Origin of the sequence: Henriciella marina, assembly GCF_027213945.1 — a bacterium.
Lineage (GTDB): Bacteria > Pseudomonadota > Alphaproteobacteria > Caulobacterales > Hyphomonadaceae > Henriciella > Henriciella marina_A.
In genome coordinates this window covers 892402-907021 of the sequence record NZ_JAPWGW010000001.1, presented here as the reverse complement: position 1 = coordinate 907021, position 14620 = coordinate 892402, and the positions used below count along the sequence as shown (strand labels likewise).

The 14620-nt window shown below is 61.0% G+C and carries 17 protein-coding genes, 1 tRNA gene and 1 other RNA gene; 11 read left to right on the top strand and 8 right to left on the bottom strand.

Annotated elements, in window-relative coordinates; translation table 11 throughout:
- Nucleotides 1-67 precede the first annotated feature (67 nt).
- The 3 genes from O4G74_RS04675 to O4G74_RS04665 are packed head-to-tail and all read left to right on the top strand — an operon-like array spanning nucleotide 68 to nucleotide 1960.
- Nucleotides 68-412 (top strand): hypothetical protein, encoded by a 345-nt coding sequence (locus O4G74_RS04675; RefSeq protein WP_269401488.1) that lies wholly within the window; start codon nucleotides 68-70, stop codon nucleotides 410-412.
- A 48-nt stretch (nucleotides 413-460) separates the two neighbouring features.
- Nucleotides 461-1429, top strand: a complete 969-nt coding sequence (locus O4G74_RS04670) for a KpsF/GutQ family sugar-phosphate isomerase (protein ID WP_269401487.1) — start codon at nucleotides 461-463, stop codon at nucleotides 1427-1429.
- Nucleotides 1430-1462: 33 nt separating this feature from the next.
- Nucleotides 1463-1960: a DUF2721 domain-containing protein gene (locus tag O4G74_RS04665; RefSeq protein WP_269401486.1), complete on the top strand. Its 498-nt coding sequence runs from the start codon at nucleotides 1463-1465 to the stop codon at nucleotides 1958-1960.
- Nucleotide 1961: 1 nt separating this feature from the next.
- On the opposite strand, the gene rnpB is transcribed toward O4G74_RS04665, so the two are convergent.
- Nucleotides 1962-2336, bottom strand: an RNA gene (rnpB, locus tag O4G74_RS04660) — RNase P RNA component class A.
- A gap of 106 nt (nucleotides 2337-2442) precedes the next feature.
- On the opposite strand from rnpB, the gene O4G74_RS04655 reads away from it, so the two are divergent.
- Entirely contained in the window at nucleotides 2443-3495 is a 1053-nt protein-coding gene (locus tag O4G74_RS04655; RefSeq protein WP_269401485.1) for a YihY/virulence factor BrkB family protein, read from the top strand.
- Here O4G74_RS04655 and O4G74_RS04650 read toward each other — a convergent pair.
- Genes O4G74_RS04650 through metZ form a run of 4 tightly spaced genes read right to left on the bottom strand, consistent with a single transcriptional unit; the run spans nucleotide 3480 to nucleotide 6749 of the window.
- On the bottom strand, nucleotides 3480-4163 hold the full coding sequence (locus tag O4G74_RS04650) for an N-acetylmuramoyl-L-alanine amidase (protein WP_269401484.1): 684 nt from the start codon (nucleotides 4161-4163) through the stop codon (nucleotides 3480-3482). The genes O4G74_RS04655 and O4G74_RS04650 overlap by 16 nt on opposite strands.
- A complete protein-coding gene (locus tag O4G74_RS04645) occupies nucleotides 4160-5059 on the bottom strand; it encodes a DMT family transporter (RefSeq protein ID WP_269401483.1) in 900 nt (299 codons plus the stop codon). The genes O4G74_RS04650 and O4G74_RS04645 overlap by 4 nt, the downstream gene beginning before the upstream one ends.
- A 58-nt stretch (nucleotides 5060-5117) precedes the next feature.
- Complete coding sequence (apaG, locus tag O4G74_RS04640; RefSeq protein WP_269401482.1) at nucleotides 5118-5534, bottom strand: Co2+/Mg2+ efflux protein ApaG; 417 nt, start codon at nucleotides 5532-5534, stop codon at nucleotides 5118-5120.
- Nucleotides 5535-5552: 18 nt separating this feature from the next.
- A complete protein-coding gene (gene metZ / locus O4G74_RS04635; protein WP_269401481.1) occupies nucleotides 5553-6749 on the bottom strand; it encodes an O-succinylhomoserine sulfhydrylase in 1197 nt (398 codons plus the stop codon).
- 63 nt (nucleotides 6750-6812) lie between these two features.
- Here metZ and O4G74_RS04630 point away from each other — a divergent pair, with 63 nt between their 5' ends.
- From O4G74_RS04630 to O4G74_RS04620, 3 genes are all read left to right on the top strand, one after another.
- The gene (locus O4G74_RS04630; protein ID WP_269401480.1) at nucleotides 6813-7829 is read left to right on the top strand and encodes a 2'-deoxycytidine 5'-triphosphate deaminase domain-containing protein; all 1017 of its coding nucleotides are present in this window, start codon (nucleotides 6813-6815) and stop codon (nucleotides 7827-7829) included.
- Between the two features lie 77 nt (nucleotides 7830-7906).
- Entirely contained in the window at nucleotides 7907-8416 is a 510-nt protein-coding gene (locus O4G74_RS04625; RefSeq protein WP_269401479.1) for a hypothetical protein, read from the top strand.
- Between the two features lie 104 nt (nucleotides 8417-8520).
- Complete coding sequence (locus tag O4G74_RS04620) at nucleotides 8521-10260, top strand: N-acyl-D-amino-acid deacylase family protein (protein WP_269401478.1); 1740 nt, start codon at nucleotides 8521-8523, stop codon at nucleotides 10258-10260.
- Between the two features lie 3 nt (nucleotides 10261-10263).
- On the opposite strand, the gene O4G74_RS04615 is transcribed toward O4G74_RS04620, so the two are convergent.
- Nucleotides 10264-11571: an MFS transporter gene (locus O4G74_RS04615; protein ID WP_269401477.1), complete on the bottom strand. Its 1308-nt coding sequence runs from the start codon at nucleotides 11569-11571 to the stop codon at nucleotides 10264-10266.
- A 119-nt stretch (nucleotides 11572-11690) separates the two neighbouring features.
- On the opposite strand from O4G74_RS04615, the gene O4G74_RS04610 reads away from it, so the two are divergent.
- From O4G74_RS04610 to O4G74_RS04600, 3 genes are read left to right on the top strand one after another with little or no spacing between them, the layout of a single operon-like run.
- Nucleotides 11691-12125 (top strand): hypothetical protein, encoded by a 435-nt coding sequence (locus O4G74_RS04610; protein ID WP_269401476.1) that lies wholly within the window; start codon nucleotides 11691-11693, stop codon nucleotides 12123-12125.
- A 39-nt stretch (nucleotides 12126-12164) separates the two neighbouring features.
- Nucleotides 12165-12575, top strand: coding sequence for a hypothetical protein (locus O4G74_RS04605; protein WP_269401475.1), 411 nt, complete (start codon nucleotides 12165-12167; stop codon nucleotides 12573-12575).
- An 11-nt stretch (nucleotides 12576-12586) separates the two neighbouring features.
- Nucleotides 12587-12805, top strand: coding sequence for a helix-turn-helix transcriptional regulator (locus O4G74_RS04600; RefSeq protein ID WP_269401474.1), 219 nt, complete (start codon nucleotides 12587-12589; stop codon nucleotides 12803-12805).
- A gap of 5 nt (nucleotides 12806-12810) precedes the next feature.
- Here the strand turns inward: O4G74_RS04600 and O4G74_RS04595 are convergent, their stop codons facing one another.
- Both O4G74_RS04595 and O4G74_RS04590 read right to left on the bottom strand, forming a co-directional pair.
- Nucleotides 12811-13758: a radical SAM protein gene (locus tag O4G74_RS04595; RefSeq protein WP_269401473.1), complete on the bottom strand. Its 948-nt coding sequence runs from the start codon at nucleotides 13756-13758 to the stop codon at nucleotides 12811-12813.
- Nucleotides 13759-13845: 87 nt separating this feature from the next.
- Entirely contained in the window at nucleotides 13846-14361 is a 516-nt protein-coding gene (locus tag O4G74_RS04590; RefSeq protein WP_269401472.1) for a CBS domain-containing protein, read from the bottom strand.
- A gap of 119 nt (nucleotides 14362-14480) precedes the next feature.
- Here O4G74_RS04590 and O4G74_RS04585 point away from each other — a divergent pair.
- Nucleotides 14481-14554 (top strand) — tRNA-Gly (locus O4G74_RS04585).
- Nucleotides 14555-14620: the final 66 nt, after the last annotated feature.

Here is a 14620-nt window from a genome sequence, read left to right as displayed (position 1 = left end):
GGGTTGCCCGCCTTCGCTGACAAGGCCGTTTCTGCCATAAGGCGCGCAGGAAATTCGAGGTAGGACTATGGACGAAGCAGACTGGAACTTCACCGAGCAACAGGCCGAGACGGTCTACACATGCGAGCAGCTGCGCGACACCAAGGGCGTCAAGCCGCATAGCGAGATCATGCTGGACCTCTTCTTCGTGCCGATTGAGGGCGAAGAAGCCCGCCGCGCGGCATTTGAGAAGGCGCTCGAGACCTTCGGCTACCAGCCGGGCGAAGCGGAAAACGTAAATGAGGTCGCCGCCTCAATCGGGCCGATCCCCTTTACACCGCAGGATATCTGGCTGCATGAGGAACGCACCACCAAGATGGCGCTCGCCCGTGGCTACAAGCCGGACGGCTGGGGCTTCGCTGAACCGGAATAGGCGCCGCCCCTGAGCAAAGGGGCAACGCGAACATTGGAGAGACGGCACATGTCATCTGGACCGGAAAAAGATATCGAGACCGCCCGCCGCGTCGTGCAGATCGAACGCGAGGCGCTGGACGCGCTCTCCAGCAGCCTTGATGCGAACTTCTCTGCCGCCGTCGATGCCATTGTCGGCTGCGCGGGCTATCTCATCGTCGCCGGCGTCGGCAAGTCTGGCCATATCGGCCAGAAGATCGCCGCGACCATGGCTTCGACCGGCACGCCGTCCTTCTTCCTTCACCCGACCGAGGCCAGCCATGGCGACCTTGGCATGGTGCGCCCCGACAGCGTGGTCCTCGCCATCTCCTATTCCGGCGAAACCCGCGAGTTGATCGATCTTCTGCGCTATTGCCGCTCCCACAATGTGACACTCATCGCGATGACGCGGTCGGCTGACAGCCTGCTTGGCCGCAATGCCGATATTCTGCTTGCGCTACCGGAGCATGAGGAGGCCTGCCCGAACGGTCTTGCGCCCACATCGTCGACTACGATGACGCTTGTCATGGGTGACGCACTGGCCGTAGCCCTGATGGCGCGGCGCGGTTTCAGCCGGGAAGACTTCGGCGCACGTCACCCAGGCGGAAAGCTCGGCAAGGCGCTTCACACGGTGGCCGACTATCTCATGTCACGCGATGCTAGTCCGCCAGTGGTCAGCGAGGATGCAGGCCTCAAGGACGTAATTCAGGCGATTGCCGAAGGGCGTCAGGGCTGTGTTGCTGTTGTTGATGCGGACGGGCGCTATATCGGCATCATCACCGATGGCGACCTTCGCCGCTACATGCAGGACGCCAGCGAAGCCGGCACAGCGCGCGAAATGATGACACGCGGCGGCAAGACATTTGTAAAAGGTGATCGTATCGCCCTGGTCGTCGATGTCATGACCAAGCTCCGCATCTCGAACGGCTTCGTCCTTGATGATGGAAAGCCGGTCGGCATCATTCACACCAAGGACCTTCTCGAAGAAGGCTACATCTAGCAACCGGGGCCCACGGCCCAAATCAGGCTCGTCATGGAAAACGTCGACGTCGATATCGTTCACAGTATTGAACTGGCCGTCGCGCCGGTCTTCCTGATTGCGGGTATCGGTGCGCTTCTCACGGTGCTGACCAACCGGCTCGGCCGGACGGTTGACCGCTCCCGCGCCCTGGAAAATGAGCTGATGGTCGAGGGCGCAATGGAAAGCCATCCGCGCTGGCGTGCTGAAATCATCCTGCTCGACCGGCGCATTTCCTGGATCAACCGGGCGATTGTGCTGTCGACCGCTGCCATGCTGCTCATCTGTCTTGTCATCGTGACGCTGTTCACCGGCCAGCTCTTCAATCTGAGCGTCGGCATCCCGGTCTCGGTCCTTTTCATCATGACGATGGGCGCGCTCATCACCGCGACAGGCAGCTTCCTCTGGGAAATTCACCTGGCCGCCGCCATGATCCGTGTACGCACCGATGTGCTGCAGCGGGCGCGTCCAGTCGCTCGGCCGAAGGTGCGTTTCTGGAAACGCTGGAAATAGGCTGACCAGACGGCCTGTAAGCCGGGTTCTGTCCAGCGCCTTGCGGCGCCTGTGCAGTCATTCCTCTGGGAGCCCTGTCGCCAGGACCCTCACGCGACACACCCGGGGCGCGGGCTGGAAACGGCCCATGCGCACCCCCTATTCGGTCTTGCTCCAGGCGGGGTTTACCATGCCAGGGACGTTACCGCCCCCGCGGTGGGCTCTTACCCCACCCTTTCACCCTTACCCCGGATCAGGTCCGGGGCGGTCTGCTCTCTGTGGCACTTTCCCTCGGCTTGCGCCGGGCGGACGTTATCCGCCGCCTTGTTTCCATGGAGCCCGGACTTTCCTCCAGCATGGCCTTGTGAGCCATGCCAGCGACTGCCCGGCCGTCTGGTCAGGGCGCCCCTATACGCCAGAATGTTCTCCCCCGCCAGATCATGTGTAAGATCCTCGGATTATCGGCATTAGCCTGCACATGGTGATATCGTCGTCAAAGATTCATGAAGCGGGCAGAGCGTACGGAAATCGCTTATGGCGGCAGGAAACTATGGCGCACTGCGTTCGGCTGCTTCATGCTGCGCCGATTGATGCAGCCTATGCAGGGGAGCCCGATGGAGGCCTGGCTGACAAAACTGCCAATGCCGCAATTCATGCGGGAGTGGATCCTCCTTCCGCTCTGGCGCGCGATCGTCCGGCTTTCGCGTCCGGAAGTCCGGATCGTGACCGGCGGGATCAGCTTCTACGCGCTCTTTTCCATTTTCCCGCTCATCTATCTGACGCTCACCCTGCTCTTCTCACTTCTGCCGCACGACCTTTCGGGCGCGCTGTCGAACACGGTGGATCAGGTGCTGACCTCTGCCGTCGCCCCGCTACAGCAGGCTGACCTTGCCACGATCCGGGACTCTACGCCGCAGGGCCTCACCATCCGGGCGATAGGTGCGATCCTTATTGTGCTTTATACCGCGACATCCGGGGCCAAAGCCGCCATTACCGGCATCCGTATGGTCGCGGGGAGTGAGCGGCGCTCAAACATCATCCGCTTTCAGGGCGTATCACTGCTGATGACGACGATGCTCATCCTGATCGTCTGGCTGCTTGGCGCGCTGCAGCTTCTGATGTCCTTTGCCACTGAACGCGAAGGCTTCATCGCCTTCTCTCTGGCCCGTGACATCTCCAGGTTTGCTGCCCAGCTCTGGCTTGGGAAGTTCGTTGCATGCTTTGTGATCTTCTACCTGATCATCTCGCTCTCACTTCATGGCCGCATCAATTCGGGCCGCTCCATGATGCTGGGCGCGGCGGCGGGCGCGTTCAGCTGGAGCATCGCGACCTGGGCCTATCACCTTTACCTGCGCATATCGGTGCTCGACACCTTCTATGGCGCACTTGCTTCGGTGATCCTCGGCTTCATCTGGCTGGTCGTGTCGGTCTCATCCCTGCTGCTGGGGGCCGCGCTCAGCGTCGAATGGTCGAAACTGCTCTCTGAAGAACCACCGAAGACAGAAGAGCCGCAGAACAATTTGGCTCTGGGTGAGCCCGATCAGACCGCTGAATAGGCGGCCACAACCGCCGCCGCCATGGCGCGCATGTCTTCGTCGTCAGCGCCGTCGATGCGGTCAGGCATCCAGCGGCGTTGAAAGGCGGTGATAGCAGCGGGAAGATCGCCGATATCGTATCCAATGGAGCGAAGTGACCGTTCAGAGGGCTGAACTTCCGCGCCAATGGCGGAAGGCCACAGGCCGATACCCGCCTCGGCGAGACGTTGCCAGGGGAAATGCTCCCCCGGGTCCGCCTTTCGGGCCGGCGCGATATCGCTGTGACCCACGACACGGTCCGCGGGGATATTCCAGCGGGCTATGATCGCTTTCGACAGCGCGATGACAGCTTCGATCTGCGCATCCGGATAGTCCGGCAGGCTGCCATCGCTCGCGGGCCAGTCATGTCCGCCATTCACAATCTCGATCCCAATGGAGCGGGAATTGAGGTCTTCATCGCCCTGCCAGCTGGAAACGCCCGCATGCCATGCCCGTTTGTCTTCATCGACCAGCTGCAGGATTTCGCCGGTCTCACGCACGACATAATGGGCAGAGACGCCAGCCTCCTTGTCGCAGAGACGCTCAATCGCCGCGTCGCCAGTTTCCATTCCGGTATAGTGCAGCACCAGCATGTCGAGCGGGAACTGGCGATCATTGAAGTTCGGGCTGGAGAGACGCGTGATCTTCATTTCGCGACACGTGCTTTCTCGGGCAGCGCCGCCTCTGGCAGGGACTTGTTCCGGCGAAGCGCGATCACGAACACACCGCTAAGCGAGATCGCCGCCCCGACAATGAGACGCAAGGTAAGCGGTTCGCCGAGCAGGCTGACCGCAAGGACCACGCCCCAGATCGGCGTCATCAGCGTCAGCGGCGAGAGGAGAGAAATGTCGTACTTCTTGATGAGATAATAATAGGCACCATGACCAAAGACACTGACGCCGAGCACGGCGAAGACGGTCGCAATCCAGACGAGCCAGCCCCCGCCGACAAATGCCTCAACCTGTCCGCCTTCTGTCAGGAAGGAGAAGATGAGGAGTGGCCCGAAGCTGAACAGGCCAAGCCAGGCCTGAAGCTGCAGCGCGCTGATCGGGGCCATCTTCTTCATCAGGATGCCGCCAGACGCGCCGACGAAAGCAGAGATGATCACATAGACGAGGCCGAAGCTGACCGAGAAACTCTCCGGGTCAAAGGCGATGAGGGTAACGCCAGCAAAGGCCAGCATGATGCCGAGCCCGCGCCGCCAGCCGACTTTCTCGCCAAGAAAAGCCATGCTCATCAGTGTGGCGAACGGCACGCCCAGCTGCCCGGTAACCGAGACCGCGCTCGCTTCAGCATTGGCGAGCCCCATGAAGAGAAGCGCAAAATGGACCGCCCCCATACACATTGAGATAGCGAACAGGGTCAGCATCTGCTTCGGCGCTGGAAACAGGAACGGTATGAGGACGAGCGCAATCCCGGCAAAGCGGACAGCCGCAAAGAAGACAGGTGGCACGGCCGCATCTGCGACAACCCAGCGGGTCACGACAAGGTTCAGCCCCCAGACGAAGCAGACGGCGAAGAGAAGCAGGAAATCGCGGAAACCCATGAGAGGCGCTCTAGCAGTGTTTCGACGCGCGCGTCACCGTCTTTCGACGGGAAAAGGCCTAGCTTGGACGGACCCGGTCATACGGACTATCCAGCGAGAAGGCCGGCACACGGGCAGTAAATTCGACGCCGTCATCGGATACGAACGTATAGCTGCCACTCATCATGCCGGAGGGGGCAGCCAGCGGCGCACCGGACGAATAGCGGAACGTGTCGCCAGGCACGAGCCGCGGAGTCTGGCCGACCACGCCTTCGCCATCGACCGTCTGGCGCCTGCCAGAACTGTCGATGATGTCCCAGTGGCGAAGCGTGAGCGTCCAGGTCGTGTCGGACCCGTTTTCCATCTCGATCGTGTAGGCCCAGACAAAGCGCCCCTTCGCTGGCGCCGATTCCTCATCGAGGAATTTCGGCGTGACGGCGATCTTCATGCCGTCTGTCACCGCTTCATAGCGGAGGGCCTTTTGAGACGATGCCATATGCGTTGGGCCCCCAGCCTATCCGTTCATTACCGAAAGGGCGGAGAGAATATCCGCTTCAAGGTCGCCAGCATCTTCAAGACCGACGGAAATGCGGATCCAGCTCTCATCAAGGCCCATGGAGGCGCGCTCTTCTTCGTTGAGCGCGCGATGGGTGGTCGAGGCCGGATGACAGGCCAGCGATTTCGTGTCGCCGAGATTGTTGGAGATGTCGACCAGTTTCAACGCATTCAGCACACGGAAGGCTTCAGGGCGTCCGCCTTTGACGGAGAAGGCGATCAGCGTGCCGCCTTCTTCCATCTGCTTGGCATGGACGGCGTAATGCGGGTGGTCGCTGCGGCCCGGATAACGGACGGCGGCGACGTTTTCATGCCCGGCAATGGCATCGGCGAGCCGAGCCGCATTCTTGCTGGCCTGGCGCACGCGCAGGTCGAGCGTCTCGAGCCCTTTGAGGACAACCCAGGCGTTGAAAGGCGAGGCGGCAGGGCCTGTATGGCGGAGCCATGGATCGATGAATTCTTCCATCCAGTCGGTCGGACCGAGGATCGCGCCAGCCAGAACGCGGCCCTGCCCGTCCATATGCTTCGTCGCCGAATAGACAGAGATGTCCGCGCCAAGTTCAAGCGGGCGCTGGAGGATCGGCGTGGCAAACACATTGTCGACGATCAGCCTGGCGCCGGCCTTGTGCGCGAGCTCTGCTACTGCGGCGATGTCCACGGCTTCGAGAAGCGGGTTCGACGGCGATTCGATGAGAACATAATTGGCCGGGTGCGACAGCGCTTTCTTCCAGGCATCGAGATCAGAGCCCTGAACGAATTCGGTCTCCACCCCGTAGCGCGGCAGGATAGTCTGGCAGATGACCCGGCACGAGCCAAACAGCGCACTCGCCGCCACAACGCGGTCGCCCTGCCCAACCGGCGCAATCAGCGCAGACGAAATCGCGCCCATGCCGGACGCGGTGACCCGGGCTGTCTCAGCCCCTTCCAGCATGGCGAGGCGGTTTTCCAGCATGCGGACGGTCGGGTTCGCATAGCGCGAATAGACATAGCCTTCTTCCTCGCCGGACATGCGACGCGCAGCCTGCTCGGCGCTGTCATACGCATAGCCGGAAGTCAGAAAGATTGCTTCGGAGGTCTCTCCGAACTCGGACCGCATCGTGCCACCGCGGACGAGTTTCGTCGCTGGCTTCCAGTCCTTGCCATCTTCAGCCGCCATGGACTTCATCCTTCCAAACATGAGCGGTCCGTCTTAAGCCTCTTGACGGAAAAGGATCAAGGCATGGTTGAGCCAAGACAGGGCGTCCTGCCCGACGGGGAATTGAAAGAGCTGTTCGAGAAAGGCTCGATCAGCGCTGACCAACCGCTGGACGTCGATCAGATCCAGCCTGCCAGCCTCGACCTTCGGCTCGGCACCGTCGCCTATCGCATCCGGGCGAGCTTCCTGCCGGGGGACCGCCGTCGGGTCAGCGACGTGCTGGAAGAGCCGGGCCTGGCGCTGCATGAAATCCCGCTGACCGATGCCGGCGCTGTGCTGGAAACAGGCTGCGTCTATCTCGTCCCGCTCATGGAAACGGTACGCCTCCCCGCGGGTATTTCTGGGCGCGCAAACCCCAAAAGCTCCACCGGGCGGATCGATGTTTTCACCCGACTCGTCACTGACCGCGCGAATGCGTTCGACGATATTCAGCAAGGCTATGACGGCCCGCTCTGGCTGGAAATCAGCCCCCGCACCTATTCCATCCTTGCCCGCCCCGGTGACCGGCTCGCCCAGTTGCGTCTTCGCCGCGGCAAGCCGCAAAATGTCAGCGACCTGATCGTCTCCATCGACATGGAGGCCGCAGATGGCAAACCCGTCGGCTGGCGCGCAAAGCATCATGCCGGGCTGATCGACCTTCGGGCCATTGGCGGCCATGAAGTCGCCGACTATTGGGAGCCGCTCTTCCCGCATAAGGGGCGGCTGGTCCTGAACCCGGAGGATTTCTACATCCTCGCCTCGCGCGAAAGCGTCAGCGTGGCGCCGGGACAGGCCGCAGAAATGGCGCCGGTCGCGCCGGAGCTGGGTGAATTCCGCGCCCATTATGCCGGCTTTTTCGATCCTGGCTTCGGGACGAATGCGGGTGGGTCGCGCGCTGTTCTTGAAGTCCGCTCGCGCGATGTGCCTTTCATTCTCGAGCACGGGCAACCGGTCGCAAAGCTCGTCTATGAAGACATGGCGGGTGACCCTGCCGCGCTCTATGGCGGGAAATCGAGCAACTATCAGGGCCAGCGCCTGAAATTGTCCAAGCATTTTACCTGACGGCCTGAATTCTCTGGACAAGCCGTTCGCTTGGCTTTTGGGTTGCAAGGTCTTTCCAACATTACGGGGCTTACGCCATGAAATACCAGATAATCAGCGCAGCGATTGCCGGTCTCGCACTTACCGCCTGCGGCGGTAGCGACACGGACACAAATCCGGCGGAAATGGATGCGACCGAAGAGGTGGTTGTTGAGGAAGTCGAGGAGACCGAGACCCCTGCAGCAAGTGCTACTGCTGAGCTGGAAGCCGACTGCCTGATCCTCGCAAGCGATCCTGAGGCCCAGGAGAATTTCGTCGATATGGGCACCGACACCGAAGGCTTCTGTGGCTGCTTCGTCGACGTCATCGACAACAGCCCGGAAGATGAGCGCGCGCAAATGCTAACAACGCTGGCAGAAGTCGCAGACGGCATGCAAGCCAGCGGTGAAGGGGCCGAGGAAGTTGTGGGCCGCATGATGAGCGACGCGATGCTGAATATGGAGAGCGAAGCCTCACAGGGCACCACAGCGGGTATTCGCATGATTGGCGATGTGATTGATCGCATCGGCAACAGCATGGAAGAAGCGGGCACCTGCCCAGCCGCCTAATTCCTGATTGGGACTGTTGTCCCGATTGACTTACCACGCGTCAGGGGCGTTTCTCTCGATCCAGTCAGGCCCGCCATCAGAGCGGGCCAAACGGAGGAACGCCCATGACCCACGATCTCGTCATTCGCAATGGTTTCGTCGTCGACGGAACGGGAGCGCCCGGCCGGGAAGCTGACATTGCAATCGATGCTGGCCGGATCACCAGCGTCGGTAGCGTGCCTGCCAAAGGCCGTGAGGAGATCGATGCGAAGGGCGAAATCGTCACCCCCGGATTTGTCGATGTGCACACCCATTATGACGGGCAGGTCACCTGGGGCGACACGCTGACACCATCTTCCATTCACGGCGTCACCACTGCGATCATGGGCAATTGCGGCGTCGGGTTCGCGCCCTGCCGCGAGCAGGATCACGACCGACTCATCCGACTGATGGAGGGTGTGGAGGACATCCCGTTCCCGGTCCTTTCCACCGGTCTTCCATGGGACTGGGAAAGCTTTCCGGAGTATCTCTCCAGCCTGTCGAACAAGAGCTTCGACATCGACTTCGGTGCCCAGCTCCCACACGCGGCGCTTCGTGTCTTCGTCATGGGCGAGCGCGGCGCCAATCGTGAGGAAGCCACAGCGGACGATATCGCCGCCATGGCAAAGCTTGCCCGCGAAGCCGTTGAGGCAGGCGCGCTTGGCTTTTCGACCTCACGCACGCTCAACCACCGCACCTCCGACGGGCAACCCACGCCGACGCTGACCGCCAGCGAAGAAGAGCTGACCGGCATCGGCATGGCGCTCAAGGAAGCTGGAAAAGGCGTGCTTCAATTCGTGTCGGACTTTGACGATCCGAAGAAGGAAGCGGCCATGCTGCGCCGTATCGTGGAGCGGACAGGCCGCCCGCTCTCTGTCTCGCTCGCCCAGTCCGATGTTGCGCCAGAGGGCTGGCGGGTCCTGCTGGGTGCTATTGAGGAGGCCGTCGATGACGGCCTTCCGATGCGGGCGCAGGTCTGCGGCCGCCCTGTTGGTGTTCTCCTAGGCCTCGACCTCACCATGAACCCGTTCACGGCCCATCCGGTCTATCAGGAGATCAAGGACAAGACGCTTCAGAAGAAAGTCGCTGCCCTGCGCGATCCGGACTTCCGCGCGCGCCTGCTCTCGTCCAAGCCGGACCCGAACAATCCGTTCGTGAAAAGCCTGCTGCGCAATTTCGGCAAGCTCTTCACCCTCGATGCCGTGCCGGACTATGAGCCCGAAGCCGACCGCACGGTTGAAGCCATCGCCAAGGCGCGCGGTATCACGAATGAGGAAGCCGCGCTCGATATCCTGCTTGAGGATGACGGGCGGGGCATGCTCTACCTGCCCTTCCTCAACTATGCGAACGGCTCGCTCGACCCGTCCTATGAAATGCTGAGCAGCAAGGCGACCATTCCGGGCCTGTCAGATGGCGGCGCGCATGTCGGCATGATCTGCGACGGCTCTTTCCCGACCAGCATGCTGACCCACTGGACGCGTGACCGCTCACGCGGGCCGAAATTCTCGCTGGAATGGACCGTGAAGCGCCAGACGGCGGACACGGCCCACTGGATCGGCCTGCATGATCGCGGGCTGATCGCGCCCGGCTACCGCGCGGACCTCAATGTCATCGATTATGACAATCTGACCCTGCACCGCCCGGTCATTCTTCGGGACCTGCCAGCCAATGGACGCCGCCTCATGCAGCGGGCCAGCGGCTATACCGCGACCATCGTAGCGGGTCAGACGATCTACCGCGACGGTGACCCGACCGGGGCAAAACCAGGACGGCTGGTGCGCGGCGCGCAAAGCGTTCCGGCGCAGGCAAAGGTCGCTGCAGAATAGCGCTCAGGCGCTGGCTGGCGGTTTTTCGCTGACAGCCTGTTCCTCGATATTCTCGAACCGGTCCGCGCGGGCGAGATCGGGGAAAAGCCGCGTCCACAGAAGCGCAGTGGTGATCGCTGCGCAGCCACCGAACACGACAGCGCCGACAGGGCCGAGAAGCCTTGCGGCGACACCGCTCTCAAACTCTCCGAGCTCATTCGAGGCCGAGATGAAAATGAAGGAGACCGAGGACACGCGGCCCTTCATTTCATCTGGTGTCGCCAACTGGATCAGCGAGGCGCGGACATACACGGAAATCTCATCGGCCGCGCCCGTCACTATAAGCGCCGCCATGGAGAGGAAGAAGTAAGGCGAAAGGCCAAAGACCAGCGTCGCGACGCCATAGATGCCAACCGCCCACATCATCCATGGGCCGGTGTTTCTGGTCAGAGGCCGTGTCGCGAGGATGAAGGCGACAGTCGCCGCACCGATGGCGGGCGACGCAGCAAGGATGCCGAGGCCTTCCTGCCCGACATGAAGGATGTCGCGCGCAAAGACCGGCAGAAGCGCCTTTGCGCCGCCGAAAAAGACAACGACAAGATCCAGCGAGATCGCGCCGAGAACGATCTTGTTGCGGCGGATATAGCCAAGCCCCTCAAACACCATCGACCAGCCGCGCACGTTCAGGACTTTCTCATGCGGCGGGGTCTTGGCCGTTGCGATGGCCAGAATGGCGAAGGAGGCGAGAATGATGGCGACGGTGTACACCGTGGCTGCACCAAAGAAGCCATAGATCAGTCCGCCGACAGCAGGCCCAACGATCACGGCGGTCTGGAAGCCAAGCGAATTCCAGGCGATCGCGTTTGGCAGTTCCTTGCGCGGCACAAGGCGCGGGAAAAGCGAGTTGGCGGCGGCGGGCGTAAACGCGTTCACGCAACCTAGCATGATCGCAACGCCAAAGATGATCGGAAGCGCGTTCGATGCGGGAAGGAAGACCGAGGCGAGCAGGCCGAAGGAGAGCAATACCCGCACCGTGTTTGACACGATGAGGATCATCTTCCTGTTGAGCCGGTCTGCCGCCTGTCCCCCGACAAGCGAGAGCAGGAGCACCGGCACGAACTGCGCGAGGCCGACAAGGCCAAGCAGGAAGGCCGATTCCTCAATGCTCCAGCCAAGCCCGCCCGTTTCCGCGGGCCTGCGGGCGAGGTCATAGACCTGATAGCCGATCGTGATGGCTTCCATCTGGCGCGCCGCCGCGATCGACACCCGCATCACCCAGAAATGCAGGTATGCACGGTGCCTGAAGACGTGGAGAGAAGGAGCGAGCGCCATGGGTGGGCTGTCCTATACCCTGCCCCGCCATTGGGAAAGTCGGAAATTTGTCAAGGACACTTGACTGACAAGCTTCCTTGTCATAGTGTCAAGGAAACACGACAAGTCTGGAGCTTGAAATGCAGGAAGAAAAACAGGACCTCGAACTCGGAAAATTCTGGGCACGCATTTTTGGCGGGCTTGGCTTGTGCGCCACAGGTGCTGTCGCCGCACGGATGATCGAAAGCGAGACACTCACAGTGCAGTGGGGCGGCGTCGGCGTACTTGCTGGCACGCTTGGCGCCTTTGCATTCATGCTCAGGAAGTACCGCCGCGACGATGAGTTCGACAGAGCCATCGACAGGGTGACCAGCGTTCAGGCCGGTCTTTTCACTATTGGCATGATCATTTTCCAGAACCTGATCGCGCAGATGGGCTGGATCCCGGCCGAAGCGATCCCTGTCTATGCGATGCCGGGCTTCTTCATCCTCTACAAGACGATGACCGCGCAGATGCTCCGCGCCTCACTGGCTGAAGGCAAGAACGCTGCCGGTATTCTGGCACTTCGCGCCTGATCACTCCCACACGACACCTTTAAACAAGTGGAGGCCCCAATGGCCCAGCAAGTTGGATTCAACGCCGCCCGCAAGAGATACAAACGCCTCTACTGGCCGGCGATCATCGCCTATGTGACCGCCTGCATTGGCGGGGCCATACTGGTCGACAAGGACACCTCCCCGGTCTGGATGACATCGGTACTGGCGATCCTGACGGGTGCGCCGCTCGTCTTCATCATGTGGCTAATGCTGCGCCATTCAGACGAGACCGACGAATATACAAGGATGCGCCAACTTCAGGCTTTCGCAAAAGGCGGGGCGATCACGATGAGCGCCATCTGGGTGGTGGGAAGCTTCCAGCTCTGGGAGGTGATACCAGGCCTCAATGTCTTCTGGTTCGGTCCCTTCTTTTTCCTCGCCTACGGGCTGACCTATTGCTGGGACAGCCTGACCGGCAAAACGGTCTGACGGGGCGGTTTATGGAGAATATCATCCGCACCCTTCGCGCCGAACGGGGCTGGAGCCAGGCGGCGCTGGCCGAACAGCTGGACGTCTCTCGTCAGTCGGTGAATGCCATCGAGACGGGCAAGTATGACCCGTCCCTGCCGCTAGCCTTCGCCATTGCCCGCCTGTTCGGCAAGTCGATCGAAGAAGTCTTCCAGGACCCGGACGCGCCGGTTTCAAAGGCGGCTGAATAGGCCGCTCAGGCTGAACAGCTTGCCCCGCCCAGAACGCAGAAAGTCGCGCACCAGGGGTGGTTCAGCTGAACAGAGCCTTCAGTCGCGGCGGCCAGCGTGCCCCCAAGCTCAAACTCGGGCGAATAGGCAAGCAGGGTGCAGGCCGTCACGGTGGCGCGACCTGCACCTTTGCGCCGGATGACCATGCGCTGGCTGGCGCACATCATGTCGCCCGGATCGACATCAAGAATGCTCCAGCAGGCCGTTGTGATTTCTGGCGGGCTGTCATTCTCGATCATTTCGGGAAACAGAACGAGCGTCTTGGGGTCAGCCGGATCGATGCGAAGGCCAAGCCGTTCGATCAACGCCCCATAGCCAAGGCGGGCTTCATCCTCGCTCTCGGCAAGATCCTGTCGGCCCGCAATGGCGACCGCAAACCCGTTCGCGGCGAGCCATGCAAGTCCTTCACAGGCAATCTCGAAACTGCCCGCACCGCGCTCGGCATCATGAAGGGTATGCGAGTGGTGATCCATCGAAACGCGCATCGTGATCCTGTCGCCATACCGCTCAGTGAGGGCGAGCAGCCCTTCGCGGATTCTCGCGCGCATCATCGGGCGCATGGCATTGGTCAGAACGAGCAACGAGTGGCCGCGTGCCAGCACCTCTTCCATGATCGCCAGGATGTCCGGACACATGAAGGGCTCACCCCCGGTGATGCCGATCTCCTTTGCGCCTTCGCCGAGCGCGTCGATCTCATCCAGAAACGGCACGACGTCAGCGAGGGTGAGATAGACGAGATCGTCATTCTTCGGAGAGCTTTTGATGTAGCAGTTGCGGCATTCGATATTGCAGAGCGTGCCCGTATTCAGCCAGAGCGTCTTCAGCCCGCGCCAGTCGACAGACCCGCGCGTCTCGCCCTTCGCGGTGACAAAGGGGTCACGAAATTTCTGCTCTATCAATGTCGTATGCGCCATGGAGCAGGAGCTTAGTCCTGCACACCGGCATGACAAGCGGCGGGTTTCATGCGCTCGCGCAGATTGGAGGCATCCGTCGTTGATTTGCTAAAGGACGAGGCTGAACAGGCCTGCAACGACGACAGTATAAAGCAGAACTGCGCCAAGGATCAGGAATATCTGGTAGGCACCACCGATGGTCGATTTGGTCAGGGTGACCGCCTGGTTGACCAGGTCCGGCCAAGTGTAGGAAACGAAGTCGCCCTGCGTCATGATCGCGGTCAGCTTGCCGTGTTCGTCGACAATCGGGAGTCTGCGGAACCGCTCATTCGACATTATCCGCAGCCAGTCGATGAGATTGTCATCTTCTTTTGCGACCCGGACCTCAGTGGTCATGATATCGGAAACCTTGGTGTCGAGTGGGCTCTTCTCACCCGCAACGAGCTTTCTCAAAACGTCCCGCTCAGTCACGAGTCCGAGTACTGATCGTTGCGAATCGGTCACGACAATCGCACCGTAATTTCGCTCCGACATCATCTTGACGGCTGAAAGCACGGATTCGTCAGGTCCGCAGACAAGTGGGTCAGGCTTTGTTGCATATTCGACGCGCTCGCGAATCTTCATTGGACTTGTCCTGCTTGCCAACCGATAGTCAGAAACCTGTGCCAAACATCTAGCGTTTCAAGAAATTCGCTATATTCCGGAATTGTCGCTCGAGTTCTTCTGTAAACTTTGCGCGACATGCGGGTGTAGCTCAATGGTAGAGCAGAAGCTTCCCAAGCTTAAGACGAGGGTTCGATTCCCTTCACCCGCTCCAGCGCCTTCCAGGCCAGCCTGAATCCCTGCCTCATCCAGAAAATTCGTCGCTTCGGTTTTGCCGACC